Source organism: Pseudomonas sp. GD04091, from assembly GCF_029836165.1.
GTDB lineage: Bacteria > Pseudomonadota > Gammaproteobacteria > Pseudomonadales > Pseudomonadaceae > Aquipseudomonas.
This window is the reverse complement of sequence record NZ_JAOEBG010000013.1, coordinates 1-23,563: the sequence shown is the minus strand read 5'-3', so window position 1 is coordinate 23,563 and position 23,563 is coordinate 1. Positions and strand designations below refer to the sequence as shown.

Below are 23,563 nucleotides of genomic sequence, written 5' to 3'. Positions count from 1 at the left end.
GCGCCATGCTCTGGGCCTGCATCCTGCTGCCACAGCTGGCGCTGGATACCATCCTGCGCGAGCGTGACGACCCTGACACACCGCTGGTGCTGATCGGTGGCCCGACCCAGCGCCGTGTGCTCCAGGCGGTCAACGGCGCCGCCAGCGCGCTGGGCCTGCGCGCCGGGCAGACCTTGACCGCCGCCCGCGCCCTGGCCGACGGATTCACCTGCGTCGAGGTCGACCCGGCGCGCATCGAGCAGATGCAGCAACTGCTGGCGGCCTGGGCCTACCGCTTCAGTGCCCAGGTCAGCCTGCATTACCCCCGCGCCTTGTTGCTGGAGGTCGGCTCGAGCCTGCAACTGTTCGGGCCCTGGCCGCTGTTCGAGGCGCGCCTGCGCCAGGAACTGGCGGAACTGGGGCTGCGCCAGCGTATCGTCCTGGCCAGCAACCCGGTGGCGGCCCGAGTGCTCGCCAATGGCTACGATGGCCTGGCCCTGACTTGCCCGGAGGCGACCCGTGCCACGCTGTTGACCCTGCCTGTGGATCGGGTCGGCTTGCCTGCCGAGGCGGCGCAGGCCTTCGCCCGCATGGGCCTGCGCCAGCTGGGGCAGGTACTGGCATTACCCCGTGATGCCCTGGCCAGGCGTTTCAGCGCCCAGGTGCAACTGCATCTGGACCAGTTGCTGGGCCTTCGCACGCTGGGGTTGGACTTCTACCAGCCGCCCGATCGTTTCGAGGCCCGGCTCGAATTGAACTTCGATGTCGAGTCACACCAGGCGTTGCTGTTCCCCTTGCGCCGCCTGGTCAGCGACCTGGCGGTGTTCCTGGCCGGGCGTGACTGCGGGGTGCAGCGTTTCGCACTGCACCTGGAACACGCTGACGGTGAAGACACGCTGCTGCAGGTCGGCCTGCTGGCGGCCGAGCGTGATGCCACGCTGTTGTTCGAGCTGGCGCGTGGACGCCTGGAGCCACTGCGCATCCCGGCGCCAGTGCGCAACCTGCGCTTGGTCGCCGCCGACCTGCCACCTTTCGTACCCCCGCACCAGGCGTTGTTCGACCCGCGTGCGCAGCAGGCTCAGCCCTGGGAGCAACTGCGCGAACGCTTGCGCGCGCGGCTCGGCGATGACGCGGTCAAGGGCATGCGGGCCGAGGCGGACCATCGCCCCGAGTGCGCCTGGCAAGGCGCCGAGCAAGGTGCTGCGGGGCGTCTGGTGATGGCACCTGGCAGCCGCCCCGGGTGGTTGCTGCCAGCGCCCCGGCCCCTGTCCGAAGCCGGTCTGCAACTGCTGGGGCCGGCCGAGCGTATCGAGTCCGGCTGGTGGGACGGTGGCGATGTACGGCGTGATTATTACCGCATCGAAACCCACAATGGCCTGCGCGGCTGGGCCTTCCGTGACCTGGCCGCGCCGGGACCGCTGTGGTTGCAAGGCTGGTTCGCATGAGCCGCCAGGGTTACGCAGAGCTGCATTGCCTGTCGAACTTCAGCTTTCAGCGCGGCGCCTCCAGTGCCGATGAGCTGTTTCGCCGTGCCCGGGAACAGGGCTACCAGGCACTGGCGATCACCGACGAATGCACCCTGGCAGGTATCGTTCGCGCCTGGCAGGCGGCCAAGGAGCACCAGCTGCGGCTGATCGTCGGCAGCGAGGTCCGGGTGCATCAGGGGCCGAAGCTGGTCCTGCTGGTGCAGGACCTCACCGGTTACCAGAACCTGTGCGCGCTGATCACCCATGCGCGACGGCGGGCGCCGAAGGGGCAATATCGATTGCTGGTCGAAGACCTCCAGGCCCATCACCACGGCCTGCTGGCGCTGTGGGTGGCCGAGCCGGGTGATGTCGCCGATGGCGAGTTGCGGGCCATCTTTGGCGAGCGGCTGTGGCTGGCGGCGCACCTGCACCGTGGAATTGACGACGCCGCACGTCTCGTGGGCCTGCAGGCGCTGGGTCGGCGCTTGGCCATCCCCCTGGTCGCCTGTGGCGATGTACACATGCATGTGCGCGGGCGCCGTGCGTTGCAGGACTGCATGACCGCCATTCGCGAGCATTGCACGGTGGCCGAGGCAGGGCAGTTCCTGTTCGCCAATGGCGAGCGCCACCTGAGGTCGCTGGAGCAGCTGCGCGAGCTGTATCCCGGTGAGCTGCTGGCAAGCACCCTGGCGCTCGCTGAGCGCTGCACATTCGATCTTGCCGAATTGAAGTACCAGTACCCACGCGAGCTGGTACCCGAGGGGCATGCGCCGGCCAGCTGGCTGCGCGCGCTGTGCGAGCGCGGCCTGCCCGAGCGCTGGCCCCAGGGGGTCAGCGACAAGGTCCGCATGACGCTGGACAAGGAACTGGCCCTGATCGAAGAGCTGGGCTACGAGAGTTATTTCCTCACGGTCCACGACATCGTCGCCTTCGCCCGCAGCCAGCGCATCCTCTGCCAGGGCCGGGGCTCCGCAGCCAACTCGGTGGTGTGCTTCGTCCTCGGCATCACCGAGCTCGACCCCATGGCGCATCGCCTGCTGTTCGAGCGTTTCCTGTCCAGGGAGCGCAATGAGCCACCGGACATCGACGTGGACTTCGAGCATGATCGCCGCGAAGAGGTCATTCAGTACGTGTTTCGCCGCTATGGCCGGCACCGTGCCGCGCTGACCGCGGTGGTCAGCAGCTACCACGCCGCGGGCGCGGTGCGCGATGTGGCGCGGGTGCTCGGCTTGCCAGCCGACCAGGTGGATGCCCTGGCCAAGTGCTGCGGGCGCTGGAGCGACCGTATTCCCGACGCCGAGCGCCTGGCCGAGGCTGGCTTCGATCCGCAGAGCCCGTCGTTGCGACGCATTCTGGTGCTGGCGGGGGAGTTGATCGGTTTCCCCCGGCACCTGTCGCAGCACCCAGGTGGCTTCGTCATTTCCGAACAACCCCTGGACCAGCTGGTGCCGGTGGAGAATGCCGCGATGGCCGAGCGCACGGTGATCCAGTGGGACAAGGACGATCTGGACATGGTCGGCCTGCTCAAGGTCGATGTGCTCGCCCTGGGCATGCTCAGCGCGCTGCGCCGCTGCTTCGACCTGATCGCCCGGCACCGGGGACAGCAGTACACGCTGGCGACCCTGCCCAAGGAGGACCCGGCCACCTACGCCATGATCGGCCGCGCCGAGACCATGGGCGTGTTCCAGATCGAGTCACGGGCGCAGATGGCCATGCTGCCCAGGCTGAAGCCTGTCGAGTTCTATGATCTGGTGATCGAAGTGGCCATCGTGCGTCCCGGGCCGATCCAGGGCGACATGGTCCATCCGTTTCTGCGCCGTCGGCTTAAACAGGAGCCGGTCACCTATCCTTCGGAGAAATTGAAGGAGGTCTTCCACCGCACCTTGGGCGTCCCCCTGTTCCAGGAGCAGGTGATGGAACTGGCGATGGTCGCTGCCGACTACACCCCGGGCGAGGCCGACCAGCTGCGCCGCAGCATGGCCGCCTGGAAGCGCCATGGTGGTCTGGAGCCGCATCGCCAGCGGTTGATCGACGGCATGCTGCGCAACGGGTATGAGCGGGCTTTCGCCGAACGTATCTTCGAGCAGATCAAGGGCTTCGGCAGCTACGGTTTTCCTGAGTCCCATGCCGCCAGTTTCGCCTTGCTGTGCTATGCCAGCAGTTGGTTGAAGTGCCACGAACCGGCCATTTTCACCTGCGCCCTGGTCAACAGCTGGCCGATGGGCTTCTACAGTCCCGATCAGTTGCTGCAGGAGGCTCGTCGCCAGGGCGTCGAGGTGCGGCCCGTGGATGTGTTCCATAGTGAGTGGGACTGCACATTGGAGCCCGTGGGCGAGGGCGCGCTGGCCATTCGCCTGGGCTTGCGCCAGATCCGGGGCTTCAGCGCAGGAGATGCCGAGCGGTTGCGGCAGGCCAGGGCCGAACGAACGTGGCGCGATGTCGAAGACCTGTGCCTGCGGGCCGGGCTCGATGCCCGGGCCCGTGCCCGCCTGGCCGATGCCGGGGCGTTGCGCGGGCTGGCCGGTAACCGGCACCAGGCCCGCTGGCAGGTGGCGGCGGTGCAGGCGCAGTTGCCGTTGTTCGCCCTGGTCGAGTCGCAGCCCGAGCCGGCGGTCGAGTTGCCGGCACCGAGCGTGGCTGAGGACCTGGTCGCCGACTATGTCACGCTCGGCACCACCCTTGGCCCGCATCCCTTGCGGCTGCTGCGTTCGCGCTTGCGCGCACTGGGTTGTCGCAGCTCACGGGAACTGATGGAGGTCGAGCATGGCGACCACATCGCGGTGGCCGGGATCGTGGTCGGCCGGCAACGGCCCGGAACGGCCAGCGGGGTGACGTTCGTCACCCTCGAGGACGAGCACGGCATGGTCAACGTGGTGGTCTGGCGGGATCTGGCCGAGCGCCAGCGGCGGGCACTGGTGGGGTCGCAACTGTTGAAGGTGAGCGGTCGCCTGGAGCAGGAAAACGGAGTGCGACACCTGATTGCGCGGCGATTGGAAGATATCAGCCCGCTGCTGCAGGGGCTGGATGTGCGCAGCCGGGATTTTCACTAGGTTCCAGGCCAGTCAGCGACAAGCCCCCACATCGTTCGCCCGGGCTTCGAGCCAGGCGTCGTACGTATGGGGGCCGCGCCGTCATGGCCTGGCCGACGCTGAACTTTCCTCTTTCGGCTGGATCACGATCGCCAGGGCGTCCGGCTCGGGGCCGGTCTTCCAGCGCGCCTTCTCGGTCCAGTTGGCGGTACTGATCACGGCCACCTCATCGCCACCGCTGATCGCCACATACACCCGCTTGCCATCGGGCGACACCACGGCGCCGATGGGCAGCGCCTCTTCACCGAGCAGCGTGCGCCGGTACTCGGCACCTTCGCGGGCCAGGCCGATGCGCTTGATCTCTTTCTTGGCCATCACGTCGAACACCGCCAGCTCGGCGGATTTCGCGCAGGTCACCAGCGCATACTTGCCGTCCGGGGTCATGGCCACGCGGATAGGGAACATTCCCGTGCGCAGCCGGTCGGTGACCTCCAGGCGCTGGGCATCGACGATGACCACGTCATCGCCTTCGCGGTTGCTGACCCACACCTGCCTGCCGTCCGGTGTCACGGCGATGCCTTCGCTGCCGTTGCCGGTGGGAATCGTGGCGATCTTCTTCTTGTACAGCAGGTCGACCACCGACAGGCTGCCGCCGTCGACATGGGTGACATAGGCGCGATCGGCGCCCGGTGACAGCGCGACCATGTGTGGCTTGCCGCCGCCAACGTCGATGCGCTCGAGCACCTGGCCCTGGGCCAGGTCGACCAGCAGCAGGCGTTCGCTGTCCTCGGTGGTGACCACCACCCGCTGGCTGTCAGGCAGGAAGCGAATGCCGTGCGGGCGCGAGTCCTGCCCCAGGTCGATGGTGCGGACCACCGTGCGGCTCGGCCAGTCGATCACGCTCAGGCTGTTGTTGGCCGTGCCCTGAGCGCCATAGTTGCCGACCACCGCCAGCAGGCCGTTGTCACTGACCACCACTTCGTGCGGGCCAGTGCCGACCGGCAGGCGCAGCAGTTCTTTGCCGCTGCGGGTGTCCAGCGCCGAAATGCTGGCGTCGGCCTTGTTGCCCACCAGCAGCACATCGGCGGCGTTGGCCAGTGGTGTACAGGCAAGCAGGACCCCGGCCAGGGTCAGTGGGCGCAAATGAGCGGGAAGAGGGTGGGGCATTTCCAGTCTCCATTGGGTGGCGGTCCTTGTTGCATGCTCGTGGGATGTGACCGGAAAGGAGACACAAGAGTTTCATGCAATGCCTAGAGCGACATCAGAAACGCTTCCAGCGCCTGGCGTGCCGTACGAGGCAGCTGGCGGTAGCGTTCGCGGGCCGCCTCGGCCTCTGCGCCGTGCCAGAGGATCGCCTCGCTCAGGCTCCGGGCCCGGCCATCATGCAGGTAGCCACTGCCGGGCGCGACCGTCTGGCTCAGCCCGAGCCCCCACAGCGGTGGCGTCCTCCATTCGCGTCCGCTGGCGCGAAAGTCCTCGCGTCCGTCGGCCAGGCCCTCGCCCATGTCATGCAGCAGCAAGTCGCTGTAGGGCTCGATGCGTTGACGGGGCAGCGAGGGAAAATCCGGGTGTTCGCCAGTCTGCACCGAAGGCGTGTGGCAGGCGACGCAACCGAGAGCGGCGAACAACCGCTCACCCTCGATCACCTCGGGTTTGTCGCGATCACGCCGTGCAGGGACCGCGAGGTGGGCGAAGTAGTAATGCAGGTCGCTCAGTTGCAGGCCATCGAGTTCCGGCTCGCCGCCGACGGGTGCCTGCCGGCAGGCACGCTGCAGCGAGGTGCAGTTCTGCTGCGGATACAGTGGCGAGGTAATCCCCAGGTCACCGTGCATGGCGCTGGCGATCTGCTGCCTGAGGTCAGGCTGGTTGGCCTTGAGGCCGAAGCGACCAGGCTCCAGGCGCTTGCGCTCGACGCTCCACACTTGGTTGATCCGGCCTTTCACTCCGTCGGGTTTCGGCGCATCGGCCAGCGCTTGCAAGGTACTGGCCTCGATGGCTTCGAGCAGTCCCAGGCCGAATACCGGCGGCGCCACCCGGGCGGAGGTGCGTACCGGCCCCGGCAGGCCGTAGGCCAATGCCTCGAAGCGCAGGGCCGGTTTGCGCAGCATGACCGTTTCATCGTCGCCCAGCGGCAACGGATGTTCCTCCCAGTCGAGCAGCGCCCGGCCTTCGCCGGGCACACCGGGAATCCCCTGCTCGTTGAGCTGGTCGCCATAGAGCGGGTGGGGCGCGGGTTCGCCGTGTTCGCCGAGGCCCTCGACCGACAGCCGCACCAACATGCTGCGCATCGGCTCGTCGGGTTGTGCGGGCGCCTGGCCCCGGCCATTGCGCGGATGGCAGGCGATGCAGGTGATGCGGTTGTACAACGGGCCCAGGCCGTCGACCGCGGTGTCCAGCGACGGCGCGATCACCCAGGCCTGGTGGAACAGGCCACGACCACGAAAGAACCGCTCCAGCTGCGCATCCTCGACCAGGCCGGGCATGGGCTGGGCGAACGCCATGCGGGGGGCTTGCGCACAGACGTGCCCACTCGTACCCAGCAACATTAGCAACGCGATACGCAGACGCTTCACAGCCCCATCCCGTCGAGCAACCGTTCGGCCTCTGTGAAGTGCAGCGCGGCCTGGAACTGCCAGTCGATTTCGCGGCGCCCCAGTGCGTCCGTGGGTGATGCCTGCGATCCACGGTCCTGGCGCTGGGCGAACAGCGTCAGCAGCGCGGGCGAGTGTGCTTGTGCCGAGGTGAGCGGTGGTCGAGTAAGCTGTTCACGCACGGCCTGCAGATCGTGACCGGCGGCCTCGCCCGCGTGAACGCGCGCCCACAAGCCGCTCAGCCGTTCGTGCGGCAGGGCCAGCCACTGGCTGAAGACCGAACTGACCAACCCCAGCCGTTCGCGCGAGGCGTCGTTGCCGTAGCGGTAGGCGCCCTGGCGCGCGGCGGCGAATGGGTCGTGGTAGGCACCGGACAATTGGGCGTACACGCTCGGGCGCGCCGGCAGCTTGCGGATCTCCGGGTCGGCCAGCAGTTTCTGGCCGTCCGGCGACAGCACGAAGGCCGCGAAATCCCGTGCGCCCTGTACATGCCGGGCCTTGGCGGTGATCGCGATGTGGGCGGGGTTGAGCCCGCCATGGCGCGGATAGACGAAGCCTACGTCTTCGCCATTGGCGATCGCCGAGGCGACGAAGAAGTCGATGGACAGCCCCACCGCGACACGACCGCTGGTGACCTCGTCGGTCACCAGCGTGCCACCCCGGCTGACCAGCCGCGACTGTCCGGCCAGTTCGCTCCACAGTGCCCAGCCGCGGTCCCAGCCGTAGGCATCGAGGACGATATCGAGCATTACCGGGGCAAAGCCGACCCGGCCGGGGTCGGGCAGGGCGATGCGTGCGCGCAGGCGTGGGTCGAGCAGGTCGGACCAGTCCTTCGGTGGCGACAGCCCCAGTCGGCGCAACAGCGCCGGGTTGGTGGCGAAGCCGTAACCTGCCAGCTCGGTGGCCTGGTAGTGTCGATCGCGGTCGCGCAAAGGCATGCCGCCGATCTTCGCCGGCAGCCCGTCGAGGTCGATGCCCAGCGGTTGCCAGCCACCGCCCTGGGCCAGCCGAGCGAAGTTGCCGGGCGACGGCGCCCAGTACACATCGACGCCGCCCTGGTCGGGCTGCAGCAGGAAGGGCAGGGCATCGAAGCCCTGGCGCCAGATCAGGTGCAGACGGTGTTCGGGGTGGGCCTGGGCGAAGGCGTCCTCGAAGCGGGTCATCATCGCCTCGGGATAGCTGGTCAGCACCACCACCGGCTGCGCCTGCGCGGCCCCGGCCCACAGGGCGAGGGCCAGCAGCCATGGCTTACAGCGGCACATTGAACTGCACGAAGTAGTTGCGGCCCATTTCCGGATAGCCCTCGGTGTACGCGTAGAGACGGTCGAGCAAGTTGCGCACGCCGGCCTCGATGCGCAGATCGTTGGCGAAGGTGTAGCCGGTCTTGAGGTTGTAGACGGCGTACCCATTGGCGGTCTGGGTGCCGTCCGAGGCGCTGTAGCGGCGCGAGGCGGCCTCGACGCTGCCGGTATGGCGCCAGGCCCCCTGGTTCCAGGTGGCCGAGGCGAACAGGTTGTGGCGCGGGGTATCCACCGGGCGGATGTCCGGGTTGCTGCGGTTCTGGCGGTCCAGGTAGGTGTAGCTGGCGCCCAGCTGCCAGTCGCCGATATCGCTCTTCAGGCCCAGCTCCACGCCTTGGTTGCGAGCCTTGGCGATGTTCTGGTACTGCCCGCAGGGCGCCGCGCAGCCGGGCTGCGGCGCCACCGTGACCTGCTGGATGGAATCCTCGATCTCGCTGACGAACAGCGCGGCATCCAGCGACCACAGGCTACCCAGCGAACCGGCGTAGCCCAGCTCGTAGTGCGTGGCGCGTTCGGATTTCAGGTCCGGGCTGGGGATCACCGTGCCGAAGCGGGTCGAGTAGCGGTCCTTGATGGTGGCGAAGCGGCTCTTGCGCGCCACGGTCAGGCGCACCTGGCCGTCGTGGTCGATGGCCAGCAGGGGGCCTGTGTTCATGAACAGACCCAACTGGGCATTGACCGCATCGTCGCTGCCGGTGGGTTCGTCGTACAGGGTCTTGACCCGGGGCGAGGCCGCGTTGGTGCCGAAGTTCTCGGCATCCAGGCTCTTGCGGTAGTTGTACGACACGCCGCCGACCACGCTGAACACTTCGTCGAGCTTCCAGGTGTCCTCCAGGGCGATGGACTGGGTCTGGTCGCGGAAATGGGTCCACGGGTCGCCGCCATCACGGGAGCGGTGCACATCCTCCTTGAAGTGGTAGGCGATGCCCAGGCGGTTGCTGGCTGTCAGGGCCAGGTCGCCTTCGAGGGAGAAACCGCTGGATTCGTCGTCGTACTTGCTGGGGAAGCCCGCTTGCAACGGGCCGACGATGCCGTTGTTGTAGACGAAACTCTCCAGCGAATTCTTGAAGGTGTCGTGGTAGACCCGGGTCTTCAGGCCATGCTCGCCGAAGCGGGTGTTGGTGGCCAGGAACAGGCTGCTCTTGTCCCAGGTCGGCCACTCCCACCAGCGTTTGCGCTGCCCGCTGGCGGGCAGGTCGCCGGCATAGGGCGGCTGACCCTTGCGGCCTTGCTGCTGGACATAGCCAAGCACGTACTCATCGGTGTCGTTGGGGGTCAGGCCGAGCTTGAAGCTGAACTTGCCGTCGCGCTTGTCGCTGTTCTCCCGGCGGCCTTCGCCCTGCTGGTTGTTGGTCGGCTTGAAGTCGTCGGGTAGCAGGGTGTAGTCGTAGTCGACGTAGGACACGCCACCTTGCATCCACCAGTTGCCCTGGTTGGAGCCGGCGTTGACGTAGCTGCGGTAGGCATTGACGTTGCCGTGGTCGGTCAGCTCCAGGCCGCCGCCCACCTCGCCTTCGAAGGCCTGGGTCGGGCGGCGGGTGACCAGGTTGATGGCGCCGCCCAGAGTGTTGGGGCCATACAGCAGCGAGGCGAAGCCCTTGGCGACTTCGACGCGCGACAGGTCGTAGGTGGTGAAGCGGCCCAGGTCGATGTTGCCGTCGTAGGGCACGTAGGTGGGAATGCCGTCGATGAACACCGGCACCTGCAGGCGGTCGAAGCCGCGCACGAAGACCACCTGTTCGGCCCGTCCGCCCATGTAGGCGAGGTTGACGCCGGGGGCCAGGGCGAGGGCTTTGTCCACGGTTTCACGGTCGTGCAGGCGCATGTCGGCAGCCTCGACCACCGAGTTGCCGGTGGCCAGCTTGTCGTCCTGCGGCGCGGAAATGCGGATTTCACCGAGGGTGAATGGTTTTTCCTGTTCGTCGGCGAACGCCGCAGAGGTGGCCATGGCGGCGAGCGCGGCCAGGGACAGGCGGGGGGCTAGCGACTTCATGTCGGCTCCTTGCTGGGCCATGCCGGTTACGGCGTGCGGCCTCGTTATAGATTTTTATATACAGCGATAGGCGATAAAAAGCCCGTCGACTCACCCTCCCCAGGGCATCGACGGGCTTGATTTCACTTGACAGGTCTAGGGAGCGTTGCCAAGCCTGGCAATCCTAGCGCCGACTGACGATTGGAATCAACGGTGTATACAAAAATATATATCGATTGAATGGGGTGGGGTGCGTTCGGATGGACGCCTCAGGCGACACGCAACCAGATCGCCGAGGCATCGTCGCTCTTCTTGAAGCGCGGGTAACGCAGGCAGGCGGCATCCTCTTGCTCGATGGCGCGCAGCCGGCGGGCCAGGTCGTCCAGTCCGTTGGACAGCAACTGATCGATGAACGCTTCGGGCCCGAGGACCTGGTAGGGCGAGAGCAGCGCCGCCAGGCCATCGCTCATCAGCACGATATCGTCACCCTGTGAGACAGGGTGGCGTGTGTGGCAGGTGTTCTCACCGGCGCAGACGGCATCGACGCTGAGGACCTCCCGAGCGCGCATGCGCGCAGCGCGACGGTCTTCCAGCACGGCAGGCGGGCGCACGCCATGAGCGCCAATCCCGGCACCTAGGGCGGCAGCGGCGGCGCATTCGTCGTCGTGATCCGGCGCTGGGGTAAGGAACCGTACGCCTTCTGTGCCGCGATGCAGCACCACGCAGTCGGCCAGATGCGCGCAGACCAGCTCGTCGCCTTCCAGGGCGACTGCGGCAAAGGCGGCGCGCGGTAGCTCCCAGCTACCGAACGGCTCGCGCCGACAATCATGCTCGTAAGCCTTGGCAATGCTGGCGAACACGTTCTGGCAGATATCGGACAACGAACCCGACGCGGCCGCGAACGCCCGTTGCGCCGTCGACGAAAGCCAGGCCGCGCCGCCACGCTCCCCCAGCAATCCGGGCTCCCCCAGGTCGGTGGCGCCGTCGATGACCCAGGCATGACGGTCGGCGCAACCGATGCGGTCATCGTTGGGGACACCGGGCTTGCCAGCCAGGCTCAGGGTCTGGATCAGGTCGAAATGCATCTCGGGCTCCATGCTGTGTCGGGTCGTTGGGGGGGGGCGCAGCCCCTGACCTTGAACGTTATGCCGGCACACGTCAAACCCAAGCACCCCGTGTGGCCCTGCGATGACTTTGCAAGCGTGGCCTGGTGTGCGCAACTGGCAAAACTGTCAGGGTCTCACAGGACCTTCGCCATCTCCGTGGTGGCCGTCCAGCCAAGCCCGGCATAAACCGGCCTGCCGACCTCGGTCGCATGCAGCACGGCAAAGCCCACGCCCCGGCGAATGAACTCGGCCTCGGCCAGGCGCATCAGGCTCGAGGCCAGGCCCCGGCGGCGATGAGAGGGCTCGACGTAGACGTTGAGCACATAGCCGCGGCGGTCCTCCCTCGGGTGGGCGGGGTGGGGCGGCCACTCGATCTCCATCAGCCCGATCGCCGCCACGGCCAGGCCCGCGTCCAGCAGCGCGAAACCGTGGTAGCGACCATCGGCCAGGCGAGGTCGCAGCCACGGGCGGAAGTGTTCGCTCATGGTGCGCAAGCGCGCAGGATCGCCGCCGGCCTCGAGGAACATGGCCTCGCGCTGGGCGCAGATCATCTCCAGGTCGCTGGGTTGCAGTGGGCGCATGGCCAGGCCGTGCAGGTCGAGCGTGGCAGGGAAATCGTTCATGGCGGGCACCTTGGATCGGGATTTCGATGCTAGATCCGCCGGCGACCGAGCGTCAGATACAGATGGCCGGCAAACGCGGCATACAGTGCGCTTGCTGGTCCGGGCGTTCGCCTGTTCGTCGGGAGCCTTGCAGCGCCTGTGAGGTTGCAGCAACTTGCGCCGCGAACACCGGCGAAGCCGGTGCCAGGCACCGCGTCGCTTGCTTTGCGGTCCAGCCCGGCCCACAGGGAAAACACTCAGTTGAGCGGTTTTGCGCAAGGCAGTTGACCCTCCGTTGATCGCAGGCCCGCAAGCCGGGCGGACTGCGGGGCTAGACTCGGTGGCAGTGTGCAGCCACAGGAGCCATGACGATGACCCCGAAGAACAGCATCTGCCTCTGGTTCGATCACGATGCCGAGGAGGCGGCCAGCTTCTACGCCCAGACCTTTCCGGACAGCCAGGTGACTGCCGTGCACAAGGCCCCCGCTGATTATCCGTCGGGCAAGGCGGGCGATGTGATCACGGTCGAGTTCACCGTGATGGGCATTCCCTGCATCGGCCTGAACGGCGGCAAGGCCTTCACCCATAGCGAGGCGTTCTCCTTCCAGGTGGCTACCGACAGCCAGGAGGAAACCGACCGTTACTGGCATGCCATCGTCGACAACGGCGGGCAGGAGAGTGTGTGTGGCTGGTGCAAGGACAAGTGGGGGCTGTCGTGGCAGATCAGCCCGCGCGTCCTCACCGAGGCTGTCGCCAGCCCCGATCGTGCGGCTGCCAAGCGGGCGTTCGAGGCCATGATGACGATGGGCAAGATCGATATCGCCGCCATCGAGAAAGCCATCAAGGGGTGAATGCTGCTGGGGCAATTAGCAGCCTCTGGGCGCGGGTATGGCTTTCTCGATTCCATCGCCAGTTGTCGAGGGCGTTTTTCTCTCGGTTAGCGTGTTTATGCGCAGGGGCAGGATGTCGACGCAAACAGCCTCGAAGCAGAATGGCGTCAGCGCTTTAAGCCTGCAGAGACCGACGGTTTGGCTTGACTTGCCGTGGGGCGCTCTGTGAGGCTGAAGGCCAATTGCCATATTATTTCCATGGAGTGGTTGCTTGAAGACTGTCGATGTCCGTGAACTTGCTCGTGAATACACTTATGCAGTCGTTAGGCTGACGACTTTTCAAGCGACCTCCGATGTACCCGCCAAGCTCTTGTTCGGTAGTGTCTCCCTGTTGGCATCCGGCCGTTCACCGGAGAAAGGCATGACCGGGATCGAGACCTGGCCGCTTCGTGGCGGAAAAGCAAAAGTATATTTTCGTCGCGTCGTCATGACCGCCGAGGCTGCGCTCCGATGGTACCGTTCGGCTGCGCCAGGGAATTTCAAAACGCCTGTGCCCATGCAGCAGGAAGCAATTAAAAGAGAATTCGATGGTGTGCCCGTGGATTGCACAGGATTCGAAGATAATCCGGTGTGGCCGGAGCTGGGTATTCCCTTTACCGGGGAAATCTTTTCTGGTCTGACCGGGCGGGAGGATCCCGCTCCTTTTCGAGGGGATGCAGGGGCCAGGGTGCATAGGCGGTTTGGTGGTGGCAATGGCTTTGAGGCCGTACTCAAGGACAAGGAGTGCATTCGTTTTCTGCAGCGTCGCATTCATTTCAATATCGAAGAATATAGCGAGTACCTAGGTTCGTTGGCACTGATTGTTCCCGACCCTGTCATAGAGCGTATCGACAATTACTTGGTTCCGGCTACACCTGACAGTGCGGAAAAGGCGTGTATCAGACTCGTTGCCAGAACGGGGAAAAGCCTAAGCGATCTGCAGATCACATTTTTTGAGAGAAGTGCGAATCTGCTCAGTCGTTTTTATACGTGTGACATTCCGGAAGATGGGGTCGTGCTGCATGATCGGGCCTCGGAAACGGCAAGTAGCGGATTTCTGATCAGCCACAAGGTGCATAAACTGCTGGCGTACCAGCCCCTTTCCAACTACCTGCGACGCATGAACTTGCAAATGAACGTCATGTCCTCGCCAACAAAAGTGGCTGTGCCCGTGCGTGACAAGTTCGGCGCTCCAGTGAAATCCTATCTGCGTCATCGCAATGAACCGCTTGCACCCTCTACCTGGGGAGAGGTGGCCGTCTCGTCATCGATGCGTGTCGCAGAGGCCGCTGAGCGCCGCCGGCAGCAAGATGAGACGAAGCGTTTTGACCAGCGCTGGTTTGGCGATGATGAGCGCGAGGCGGCGATTGACTTCATTCATGACCGGATAGAGCATGCCCGCCGGCGCGTCATCATGGCGGATCCTTATTTCGGGGCTCTGCAGATCGCTCAATTTGTGCCGAAGGTGAGCAGCCAGCAGGTGAACGTCATCGTGATCACATCTCGAACCGCATTCGATGACCTGGGCACACCTTCGAAAGACAGCGTACGAAAGGACATGACGCTTGAGGAGTATGAGCAACTGAGGGAAAAACGGAAGAAACAGAACTCATCAGCGAAGCTCCAAAAATTTAAAACGATCTTGAACGAAACCAAAAATCTGCTTCGTGGAGAGATGCAGGCTTATGTGCTCACAGGCCGGAGGACCAAGTTGCATGACCGTTTTCTTGTCGTGGACGACGACGTCTGGTTCATGGGCCACTCCTTCAGTTCTTTAGGCGATGCCCCCGCCTTGATACTCAAGGTGCCGAACGCGGATGAGGTCATTCAGCAATTGCTCGCATTGACCAAGAGTGCTCCCTCCTTCGAGAAGTATCTTCGCGATTTCGATGATCGTGCGAAGCGGACAGGAGGCGCGTGAGCAAGTCAATGTTAGATAACGCCCCCCGCTTCATTGTGGAACCGCCGATTGAGCCGTTCGTCAAGGACAAGCAAATGCTCTGGCCGAGCCTGTGGGGCATGGACGATGCCAGCAGGTTTCCTGAGTTGCAGGCGATCAAGGCGCGACATAGCGCAACGCGTTTGCAACCCCTTTCTTCTTTCGTACAGGCCATCGCCGAGGCGCGGATGCGTGTCTGGTTGCTGGATGACTATTTATTCAAAGCCTCTGGCGAGATGGAAGTCGACAAGCTTGAACAACTGTTGGAATGGTTTCCGATAGGCATGGCGGCTAGTGACATTCGACTGCTAACCAAAAGTGCGGGGAAGGACGTGGATGCTGTATACAAGGAGGCATTCGACGAACGCACCCAGAGGATAAATTCGTTCAGACGGAACGAGCGATGCAAGATAGACGTGCGATTTTCGCTGCAAACGAACTTCCCCTACGTCCATGATCGTTTCGCTATTGTCGATGATGAACTGTGGCATTTCGGTGCGGCTGTGGGAGGGTTGCACCGCCAGGTAAACGCGACCACGCGAGGCTGGTCGGCAGCCGAGCATGGGGCAGCAGAGTTCTTCTGTCTTGCCTGGGACCATGACGAGAAAGTTGGGAAAAGAAGATGAAGTGGCTTGCTGAGCGTTTCCAGTATCGTAACGGTCCTGAAGATGAGGACGTCATTTCCGGGTTTCAGGATTTCATCGTCGAATCTGAAGCGCTGAGTACCGAGGTGTTCGAGGCCTGCGTGGAGTCGATTGCTCACTTCCATACGCGCGCAGAGCAGTCCCCGCAGGCGCTGATAGAACGGCTGGAGTGTGACCTCCGATCCATCAGCGATGGTCGAGAGTCCAACATATGCAATTTTGCAGAGTATTTGCTGCTGGCGCTTGCCTGCATTAAGGCATTGGCACGGTATCCGGCACTGGATACCTGGCGATCCGTGTCGGGCATCTGCGCATCGCATGGTCGAGTAGGATTTATTCTCCCGCTGGCGCTGGTGGCACAAGTGCGAGTAGAGCCGGACTGGGCGCAGCCATTCATATCGCTGATGACGGCCTCTCTGAACCAGGCCGCGACCGAGGGCCCGCTATGCGGCCAAAAAGCCCGAGAATCATATCTGGCATCCCGGGAGGTCTGGCAGGAGGAGAAATCGCTGACAGCGGTTTGGTCGCATCACCTCTGGGCGGCAGAAGACCACTATTGGCACCTGTGGAACAGAATGGAGTTCGAGATTCTTTCCTACCTTGATCTGGAGACGTACACCCAGATGCTGAACGTGTTTCCCGAGCCCAACGCGGTTCAGGCGGCACTGCTGGCAGGGCGAACCGATCAGTCTTTCAGCCAGTGGAGGAAGGTATTGGAAAGCACGCCCCCCAGCTTTACGGTGGATGGCATTTGGAATGGAGACCTTGGCGTCATTCTCCTGCTCGACATCGCCTTGCGACAACAAGTCCAAGGTATGTCGGAAGTCACCAGGCAGAAGCCCTCTGCCGAGAAAGATCAACTGCTTGACGAAATGGACAGTTTCAGTCGTCTGATCATCGAAACCCTGGCTCGGCGTGATGACTTTCCGTGGTTGATTACCCAGTGGGGAGCATTACTGATCAAGAGGGCTATTGCTCAGGATGACCCAAGTAGCCAGCAAACCCCTTCCCCCATCCATGTTTATACGTCGCTCATTCTTGCGATCGGCCCCCACGCCGCGCGTCTCAATCCTGGGGTGGCGCCCCATGAGGACCCTGAGCACGAGATTGCTTGGCGCTATCGCGCCCTCAGAACCTGGCTGGCGGTCGAAGGACATGGCGATTTTCCGGCTGCTGCAGAAGTACTCACCGATTGGGATATAGACGCAGACAGCTGGTCGCAGACGGCAGGTCGCTCGTTAGAGTCCCAGGCCGCCGACTTCATGGCCAGGCAGGCGCGTCGCAATCTGTTGGCGAGTCGTTTGCTCGCCTTACCGTTCGTGTATTCAAGTGCTCCTCACGAAAACTGGGTGTCCCTGTGGGAGCGGACACTTGTACTTCGCGAGATTACCGAGTTCGGTGACCCTGACGACGAGAGCGGCTGGCGTAAGCGAGCCTCTGCAGAACATCTGACGGTCGTGGCCTTCGACCTCGGGCTCTCGATACTTGATTACATTGTCAGCGGCGCGGGCGCTGCTTCGAATGACGATACATCGACGAAACTGTTCATGGATTTGTTCCGTGCCTGTGAGGAAATGCGATCGATTCAGACGTTCGACAGGCAATACTGGGACCGTGCACGCATCGAGCTCGCGCTACGCAGGGTGTTCTGGGCACCGCCATTGAACAAGGGTACGTACAACCTGGCCGTTGACACACAGCCAACGGTCGAGGGCTGCTTGAAAGCGTTTCATGAAGACTCGATCGCTTTCGTGAAACTCATCGATCTGCTCTTGAGAAATAACGTGCCGACTGCGGTGATACAGCAAGCTTTGGATTGCGCGCAAATTCGGCTCGAGCAGGCATTGGAGCATGCAAACAGGCTGCACAATCTCCAGCCCATGAAGTTCCCTTTAAGCCAAGGGCTCAACGAGAACTTGAGCAAGCTGGTTTCCTTTGGCTGATGGTGGCGCCGCGGATACCTAGAACCTTCAGCGTGCTCGTCGTCTTGCTACATGCTTTATAAAAAAGCCCCGCGGACCAAGGCCTGCGGGGCAAAGTGGTTGGGGGAGGAACCAACCAAAGGAGCCTTCAATTCATTGGGCGATCATCGCGCGCTGGCCATCACCTCGGGTTGCCAGCCACCGCCGAGGGCCTTGTAGATCGCCACGATCCCGCTGTACAGCTCGACCTCGCCCTGGGCCTGGGCATCCTCGGCGCTCAGGCGCTCGCGCTCGGCATCGAGCAGCACCAGGTAATCCACCGTGCCCTCGCGATAGCGCACCGAGGCCAGCTCGGCTGCCTTGCGGCTGGCCTCGCTCTGGCGCATCAGCGCCAGCAGGCGCTGCTGACGCTTGCCATAGTCGCTGAAGGCATTGGCCGACTCTTCCAGGGCCAGCAGCACCTGTTGCTCGTAGCTGGCCAGGGCGCCGTCGGCCTCGGCCTTGGCGCCACGCAGGCGGGCCCGCACGCTGCCCAGGTCGAATGCCGCCCAGCTGATGGTCGGGCCCAGCGCCCAGGCGTTGGCGGCCGAGGAGCCGATCTGCGAACCGCGCGCGGCGGTGAAGCCGAGGAAGCCGCTGAGGCTCACCCGGGGGAACAGGTCGGCGGTGGCCACGCCGACATTGGCGGTGGCCGCGGCCAGTTGGCGCTCGGCGCTGCGGATGTCCGGGCGGCGGCGCAGCAGCTCGCCGGGGTCGCCCACCGGCAGGGCCTTGGCGATGGCCGGCAGGGCCTTGGGCGCCAGGTCGACCGTCATGGCGTCCGGGCGCTGGCCGAGCAGGGTGGCGATGCGGTTCTTCGCCCGTACCTGTTCGGCCTGCAGTTGCGGCACGGTGGCCTCGACCCCCGCCAGGCGGGCGTCGGCGCGGACCACATCGAGTTCGTTGCCGACCCCGGTGTCACGCAAGGTCACGGTGATGTCCCGCGATTCCTGCTGGGTCTTGAGGTTGGCCACGGCGATCTGTTCGCGCAACTGGGCGCCGCGCAGCTGGCCGTAGGCGTCGACCAATTCGGCGATCAGGCTCACCTGCAGTTGCTGCAGGTCGGCCTCGGCGGCCTCTTCCTGGGCTTCGCTGGCTTCGATCTGGCGCTGGATGCGGCCGAACAGGTCGAGCTCCCAGGCCATGTCCAGGCCCAGGTCGTAGCGTTCGCTGTTGACCCGGCGCTCGGTCTGGCCGGGGACCTGGCCTTTGCCGATGTCGCTGCTGGCGCGGCTGGTGACCACCGGCAACTGGTCGTTGGACGCATCTTCGCGGATGGCCCGCGCCGCCTTCAGGCGGGCGAAGGCCACACGCAGGTCACGGTTGCCGTCCAGCGACGCCGTTACCAGCTGGTTGAGCACCGGGTCGTCGAACTGCTTCCACCACACGCTCTCGAAGCGGCTGCGGTCGAAGGCCTTAGCCTCCAGGCCGCTGTCCAGCCTTGCCGGCTCGGTGTCCGGGCTCTTGTAGTCCGGGCCCACGGCGCAGGCCGCCAGGGCCAGCGCCAGCAGGCTCGGGGTCAGGGGTTTGAGCAGCTTCATGCATGGTTCTCCAGCGCGGCAACGTGCTCGGCCTTGCGGGCCTCGCGACGCTCGACGAAACGGCGGATCAGGAAGAAGAACACCGGGGTCAGGAACAGGCCGAACACGGTGACCCCGATCATCCCCGAGAACACCGCCACACCCATGGCGTGACGCATCTCGGCACCGGCGCCGGAGGAGAACACCAGCGGCACCACGCCCATGATGAAGGCGATCGAGGTCATCAGGATCGGCCGCAACCGCAGGCGACAGGCTTCCAGCACGGCAGCCAGCGGGTCGAGGCCCTTGGCCTGCTCATCCTTGGCGAACTCGACGATCAGGATCGCGTTCTTGCACGCCAGGCCCACCAGCACGATCAAGCCGATCTGGGTGAAGATGTTGTTGTCGCCACCGGAAACGATCACCCCGGTGATGGCCGACAGCAGGGTCATCGGCACGATCAGGATCACCGCCAGCGGCAGGCTCCAGCTTTCGTACTGGGCGGCCAGCACCAGGAAGGCCAGCAGCACGCAGAGCGGGAACACGAACAGCGCGGTGTTGCCCGAGAGAATCTGCTGGTAGGTCAGGTCGGTCCACTCGAAGGTCATGCCGTTGGGCAGTTCCTTCTTGAGCAGTTTCTCGATCGCCGCCTCGGCCTGGCCGGAGCTGTAGCCGGGCGCCGCGGCACCGTTGATCTCGGCGGTGATGAAGCCGTTGTAGTGCATGACGCGGTCAGGCCCGGAGGTATCGCTGACCTTGATGAACGTCGCCAGCGGAATCATCTCGCCCAGGTTGTTGCGCACCTTGAGCTGACCGATCTGCTCGGCGTCGAGGCGGAACTGCTGCTCGGCCTGGACGTTGACCTGGTAGGTGCGGCCGAAGCGGTTGAAGTCGTTGGTGTACAGCGAGCCCAGGTAGACCTGCAGCGTCTCGAAGATGTCGCTGATCGCCACGCCGTGGGTCTTGGCCTTTTCCCGGTCGATGGCGGCATCGACCTGCGGCACGTTGACCTGGTAGCTGGTGAACAGGCCTGCCAGTTCCGGAACCTCGTGGCTCTTGGTGATGATGTTCTGGGTTTCCTTGTACAGCGCCTCGTAGCCCAGGTTGCCACGGTCCTCGATCTGCAGGCGGAAGCCGCCGATGGTGCCCAGGCCCTGCACGGGCGGTGGCGGGAAGATCGCGATGTAGGCGTCCTGGATATCGGCGAACTGGGCATTCAACGCGGCTGCGATGGCCTGCGCCGACTGGCTCGGGTCCTTGCGCTCGTCGAACGGCTTGAGCGGGGTGAACACGATGCCGCTGTTGGGGCTGTTGGTGAAGCCGTTGATCGACAGGCCCGGGAAGGCTACCGAGTCGGAAACGCCAGGCTGCTTGAGGGCGATCTCGCTCATCTTCTTGATCACCGCTTCGGTGCGGTCCAGGCTCGCCGCGTCAGGCAGTTGGGCGAAGGCCACCAGGTACTGCTTGTCCTGCGCCGGGACGAAGCCCATTGGCGTGGACGAGAAGCCCAGGTAGGTCAGGCCCATCAGCCCGGCGTAGACGAACAGGGCGATGCCGCTGGAGCGGATGACCCGGCGCACGCCACCGACGTAGCTGTGGCTGGCACGGTCGAAGAAGCGGTTGAACGGGGCGAACAACCAGCTACCCAACAGTTTTTCCAGGAAGCGCGAGAAGCGGTCCTTGGGCGCGTGGTGCTCCTTGAGCAAGACGGCGGCCAGGGCCGGCGACAGAGTCAGCGAGTTGAACGCCGAGATCACGGTCGAGATGGCGATGGTCAGGGCGAACTGCTTGTAGAACTGCCCGGTCAGGCCAGAGATGAACGCTGCCGGCACGAACACGGCGCACAGCACCAGGGCGGTGGCGATGATCGGGCCGGTCACCTCGCTCATGGCTTTTTGCGTGGCCTCGAGCGGTTTCAGGCCGAGCCCGATATTGCGCTCGACGTTCTCCACCACGACGATGGCGTCGTCCACCACGATACCGATGGCCAGCACCAGGCCGAACAACGACAACGCGTTGAGCGAGAAGCCGAACAGGTGCATCACCGCGAAGGTGCCGATCAGCGATACCGGCACGGCCAGCAGCGGGATGATCGAGGCGCGCCAGGTCTGCAGGAACAGGATCACCACCAGCACGACGAGCACCAGGGCTTCGAACAGCGTGTGCACCACCGCTTCGATGGAGCCACGGACGAACACGGTCGGGTCATAGACGATGCTGTAGTCCATGCCTTCCGGGAAGTCCTTCTTCAGCTCGGCCATCTTCGCCCGGACTTCGTCGGAGATCTCGATGGCATTGGAGCCAGGACGCTGGAAGATCGGGAGGGCCACGGCCGGCTGGTTGTTCAGCAGCGAGCGCAGGGCGTACTGGCTGGAGCCGAGCTCGATTCGGGCGATGTCCTTCAGGCGGGTGATTTCGCCATCGGCGCCAGCGCGGATGATGATGTTCTCGAACTCCTCCTCATTGACCAGGCGGCCCTGGGTGTTGATCGACAGCTGGAAGCTGGTCGAGCCCGGCGCGGGCGGGGCGCCCAGTTGGCCGGCGGCGACCTGGCGGTTCTGCTCGCGGATCGCCGCGACCACGTCGCTGGCGGTCAGGTTGCGCGAAGCGGTCTTGTTCGGGTCGAGCCACACGCGCAGCGAGTAGTCGCCCATGCCGAACAGCTGCACGTCGCCCACGCCGCCCAGGCGCGCCAGCTCATCCTTGATGTTGAGGATGGCGTAGTTGGACAGGTAGAGCATGTCGTAGCGGTTGTCCGGCGAGGTCAGGTGCACGACCATGGTCAGGTCGGGCGAGGCCTTGTCGACGGTGATGCCGATCCGCGTCACTTCCTCAGGCAGCTTCGGCTGCGTGCGGGTCACCCGGTTCTGCACCTGTACCTGCGCGTTGTCCAGGTCGGTGCCCAGGGCGAAGGTGATGGTCAGGGTCAGCTTGCCGTCGGCGGTGGACTGCGAGGACATGTACAGCATGTTCTCGACACCGGTGATGGCCTGCTCCAAGGGCGCTGCGACGGTCTCGCCGATCACCTTGGGGTTGGCACCGGGGAAGTTGGCGCGCACCACCACGGTGGGCGGCACCACTTCGGGGTATTCGCTGATCGGCAGCTGGAACAGCGAGATGGAGCCCGCGATCAGCAGCACCAGCGACAGCACCGCGGCGAAGATCGGCCGGGTAATGAAGAATTTCGAAAAGTTCATCGGTGTGGTCCCTTAACCGCGCGGCGCCTGGGCGCTGGCGACTTTCTCATTGGTGCCGGCCACCTTCGGCGCCGGGTTGCTGGCTTCCAGGGCCTGGCGCTGCTGGGCCAGGGCGGCAAGGGTCTGCTCGCTAGCCATCGGCGTTTCCTCGGGGGTTACCGGCGAGCCCGGACGCACGCGCTGCAGGCCCTTGACCACGATGCGGTCATCCTTGCCCAGGCCACTGCGCACGATACGCAGGCCTTCGAGCTTGGGTCCCAGTTCCACGGCGCGGTAGGTGGCCTTGTTGTCCTTGTCCATGACCAGCACGAACTTCTTGCCAAGGTCGGTGCCGACCGCTTCGTCGTTGATCAGCACGGCGTCGTACTGGGCGCTGCCGACCAGCTTCAGGCGTGCGTACAGACCAGGGGTGAACTGGCCATCACGGTTGTCGAACACAGCGCGGCCACGGATGGTGCCGGTGCGCGGGTTGACCTGGTTGTCGACGAAGTTCATCTGGCCCAGGTGCGGGTTGCCGGCTTCGTTGGTCAGGCCCAGGTACACCGGGGTGCTCTGGCCGCGCTGGCCGTCGCGGGCCAGCTGGGTGTACTTGAGGTACACGCGCTCGTCGGCGTCGAAGTAGGCGTACACCTTGTCGGTGGAGACCACGCTGGTCAGCGGGGTGACATCGGCGGTGACGATGTTGCCGGCGGTGAACTCGGCGCGGCTGACACGGCCGCTGATCGGCGCGGTGACGCGGGTGAAGCTCAGGTTCAGGCGGGCCAGGTCCAGTTGCGCCTGGATCGCGTCGACGCCGGCGCGGGCTTCGGCGGCGGCGCTGCTGCGCGACTCGGCCAATTCGGCGGAGATGGCGTTGCTGTCGCGCAGACGCTCGCCGCGGCGGGCTTCGTTGGCGCTGCGGATGGCGGTGGCCTTGGCCTGTTGCAGTTGGGCCTCGAGGCGGCGTACTTCAGCCTGGAACGGGCGTGGGTCGATCTGGAACAGCAGATCGCCTTTCTTCACCTGGGCGCCTTCGGTGAACGCCACCAGGTCGATCTGGCCGGAAACGCGTGGGCGAACCTCTACGGTTTCCGGCGCTTCCAGGCGGCCGGTGAACTCGTCCCATTCGTTGATCGGCTGTTCGATGACCTTGGCCACGCTGACCTTGGGCGCGGCGGGAGCCTGCACAGCGTCGGGGGTGCGACCGCAAGCGCTGAGCACCACCACTGCCAGGGCAGCGAGGGGGAAGCGCAAGGGTTTGAGTGAGTGATCCATGGAGAACTCCGCCGAAGTATTAGTAGTGGGCGGAGTGTGAGTGCCTTGCGCGTGGCGCACGAATCGAATGGAGCGAAGGTTATTATCACGCGCAATGATATGTCGGATGCCGTCATTGATCCGGACGCATGAT

At 64.6% G+C, this 23,563-nt stretch carries 15 protein-coding genes; 6 read left to right on the top strand and 9 right to left on the bottom strand.

The annotated features are described in order from the left end of the window. Positions 1-5: 5 nt before the first annotated feature. Both N7422_RS16435 and N7422_RS16430 read left to right on the top strand, forming a co-directional pair. Complete coding sequence (locus N7422_RS16435) at positions 6-1,424, top strand: DNA polymerase Y family protein (protein WP_279807509.1); 1,419 nt, start codon at positions 6-8, stop codon at positions 1,422-1,424. Next, on the top strand, positions 1,421-4,495 hold the full coding sequence (locus tag N7422_RS16430; protein ID WP_279807508.1) for an error-prone DNA polymerase: 3,075 nt from the start codon (positions 1,421-1,423) through the stop codon (positions 4,493-4,495). Before N7422_RS16435 ends, N7422_RS16430 begins: the two co-directional genes overlap by 4 nt. 81 nt (positions 4,496-4,576) lie before the next feature. Here the strand turns inward: N7422_RS16430 and N7422_RS16425 are convergent, their stop codons facing one another. From N7422_RS16425 to N7422_RS16400, 6 genes are all read right to left on the bottom strand, one after another. After that, entirely contained in the window at positions 4,577-5,641 is a 1,065-nt protein-coding gene (locus N7422_RS16425; protein WP_279807507.1) for a cytochrome D1 domain-containing protein, read from the bottom strand. An 83-nt stretch (positions 5,642-5,724) separates the two neighbouring features. Next, entirely contained in the window at positions 5,725-7,020 is a 1,296-nt protein-coding gene (locus N7422_RS16420) for a di-heme oxidoredictase family protein (protein WP_279807623.1), read from the bottom strand. A gap of 23 nt (positions 7,021-7,043) precedes the next feature. Beyond that, positions 7,044-8,327 carry an extracellular solute-binding protein gene (locus N7422_RS16415; protein WP_279807506.1) on the bottom strand — a complete coding sequence of 428 codons (1,284 nt, stop codon included), beginning with the start codon at positions 8,325-8,327 and terminating at the stop codon, positions 7,044-7,046. After that, a complete protein-coding gene (locus tag N7422_RS16410) occupies positions 8,314-10,359 on the bottom strand; it encodes a TonB-dependent receptor (RefSeq protein ID WP_279807505.1) in 2,046 nt (681 codons plus the stop codon). The genes N7422_RS16415 and N7422_RS16410 overlap by 14 nt, the downstream gene beginning before the upstream one ends. 248 nt (positions 10,360-10,607) lie before the next feature. After that, positions 10,608-11,423: a protein phosphatase 2C domain-containing protein gene (locus N7422_RS16405; RefSeq protein ID WP_279807504.1), complete on the bottom strand. Its 816-nt coding sequence runs from the start codon at positions 11,421-11,423 to the stop codon at positions 10,608-10,610. 155 nt (positions 11,424-11,578) lie between these two features. Then, entirely contained in the window at positions 11,579-12,067 is a 489-nt protein-coding gene (locus N7422_RS16400; RefSeq protein ID WP_279807503.1) for a GNAT family N-acetyltransferase, read from the bottom strand. Between the two features lie 350 nt (positions 12,068-12,417). Between N7422_RS16400 and N7422_RS16395 the strand changes: the two genes are divergently transcribed. The 4 genes from N7422_RS16395 to N7422_RS16380 all read left to right on the top strand — a co-directional run bounded on the left by N7422_RS16395 (position 12,418) and on the right by N7422_RS16380 (position 17,441). Beyond that, the gene (locus N7422_RS16395; protein WP_279807502.1) at positions 12,418-12,897 is read left to right on the top strand and encodes a VOC family protein; all 480 of its coding nucleotides are present in this window, start codon (positions 12,418-12,420) and stop codon (positions 12,895-12,897) included. 250 nt (positions 12,898-13,147) lie between these two features. Further along, positions 13,148-14,836 carry a VPA1262 family N-terminal domain-containing protein gene (locus N7422_RS16390; RefSeq protein WP_279807501.1) on the top strand — a complete coding sequence of 563 codons (1,689 nt, stop codon included), beginning with the start codon at positions 13,148-13,150 and terminating at the stop codon, positions 14,834-14,836. Beyond that, the gene (locus N7422_RS16385) at positions 14,833-15,480 is read left to right on the top strand and encodes a hypothetical protein (RefSeq protein WP_279807500.1); all 648 of its coding nucleotides are present in this window, start codon (positions 14,833-14,835) and stop codon (positions 15,478-15,480) included. The genes N7422_RS16390 and N7422_RS16385 overlap by 4 nt, the downstream gene beginning before the upstream one ends. Beyond that, a complete protein-coding gene (locus N7422_RS16380; RefSeq protein WP_279807499.1) occupies positions 15,477-17,441 on the top strand; it encodes a hypothetical protein in 1,965 nt (654 codons plus the stop codon). Before N7422_RS16385 ends, N7422_RS16380 begins: the two co-directional genes overlap by 4 nt. Before the next feature lie 143 nt (positions 17,442-17,584). Here N7422_RS16380 and N7422_RS16375 read toward each other — a convergent pair whose 3' ends face one another. The 3 genes from N7422_RS16375 to mexE are packed head-to-tail and all read right to left on the bottom strand — an operon-like array spanning position 17,585 to position 23,430. Further along, entirely contained in the window at positions 17,585-19,000 is a 1,416-nt protein-coding gene (locus tag N7422_RS16375; protein WP_279807498.1) for a TolC family protein, read from the bottom strand. Further along, positions 18,997-22,176, bottom strand: coding sequence for an efflux RND transporter permease subunit (locus tag N7422_RS16370; RefSeq protein WP_279807497.1), 3,180 nt, complete (start codon positions 22,174-22,176; stop codon positions 18,997-18,999). The genes N7422_RS16375 and N7422_RS16370 overlap by 4 nt, the downstream gene beginning before the upstream one ends. Positions 22,177-22,188: 12 nt before the next feature. Beyond that, the gene (mexE, locus tag N7422_RS16365; protein WP_279807496.1) at positions 22,189-23,430 is read right to left on the bottom strand and encodes a multidrug efflux RND transporter periplasmic adaptor subunit MexE; all 1,242 of its coding nucleotides are present in this window, start codon (positions 23,428-23,430) and stop codon (positions 22,189-22,191) included. Positions 23,431-23,563: the final 133 nt, after the last annotated feature.

Bases quoted from the DNA above. Each gene is read 5' to 3' on its own strand.
- N7422_RS16435 (WP_279807509.1), top strand. From the start codon at position 6: ATGCTCTGGGCCTGCATCCTGCTGCCACAGCTGGCGCTGGATACCATC.
- N7422_RS16430 (WP_279807508.1), top strand. From the start codon at position 1,421: ATGAGCCGCCAGGGTTACGCAGAGCTGCATTGCCTGTCGAACTTCAGC.
- N7422_RS16425 (WP_279807507.1), bottom strand. From the start codon at position 5,641: ATGCCCCACCCTCTTCCCGCTCATTTGCGCCCACTGACCCTGGCCGGG.
- N7422_RS16420 (WP_279807623.1), bottom strand. From the start codon at position 7,020: ATGTTGCTGGGTACGAGTGGGCACGTCTGTGCGCAAGCCCCCCGCATG.
- N7422_RS16415 (WP_279807506.1), bottom strand. From the start codon at position 8,327: ATGTGCCGCTGTAAGCCATGGCTGCTGGCCCTCGCCCTGTGGGCCGGG.
- N7422_RS16410 (WP_279807505.1), bottom strand. From the start codon at position 10,359: ATGAAGTCGCTAGCCCCCCGCCTGTCCCTGGCCGCGCTCGCCGCCATG.
- N7422_RS16405 (WP_279807504.1), bottom strand. From the start codon at position 11,423: ATGCATTTCGACCTGATCCAGACCCTGAGCCTGGCTGGCAAGCCCGGT.
- N7422_RS16400 (WP_279807503.1), bottom strand. From the start codon at position 12,067: ATGAACGATTTCCCTGCCACGCTCGACCTGCACGGCCTGGCCATGCGC.
- N7422_RS16395 (WP_279807502.1), top strand. From the start codon at position 12,418: ATGACCCCGAAGAACAGCATCTGCCTCTGGTTCGATCACGATGCCGAG.
- N7422_RS16380 (WP_279807499.1), top strand. From the start codon at position 15,477: ATGAAGTGGCTTGCTGAGCGTTTCCAGTATCGTAACGGTCCTGAAGAT.
- N7422_RS16375 (WP_279807498.1), bottom strand. From the start codon at position 19,000: ATGAAGCTGCTCAAACCCCTGACCCCGAGCCTGCTGGCGCTGGCCCTG.
- N7422_RS16370 (WP_279807497.1), bottom strand. From the start codon at position 22,176: ATGAACTTTTCGAAATTCTTCATTACCCGGCCGATCTTCGCCGCGGTG.
- mexE (WP_279807496.1), bottom strand. From the start codon at position 23,430: ATGGATCACTCACTCAAACCCTTGCGCTTCCCCCTCGCTGCCCTGGCA.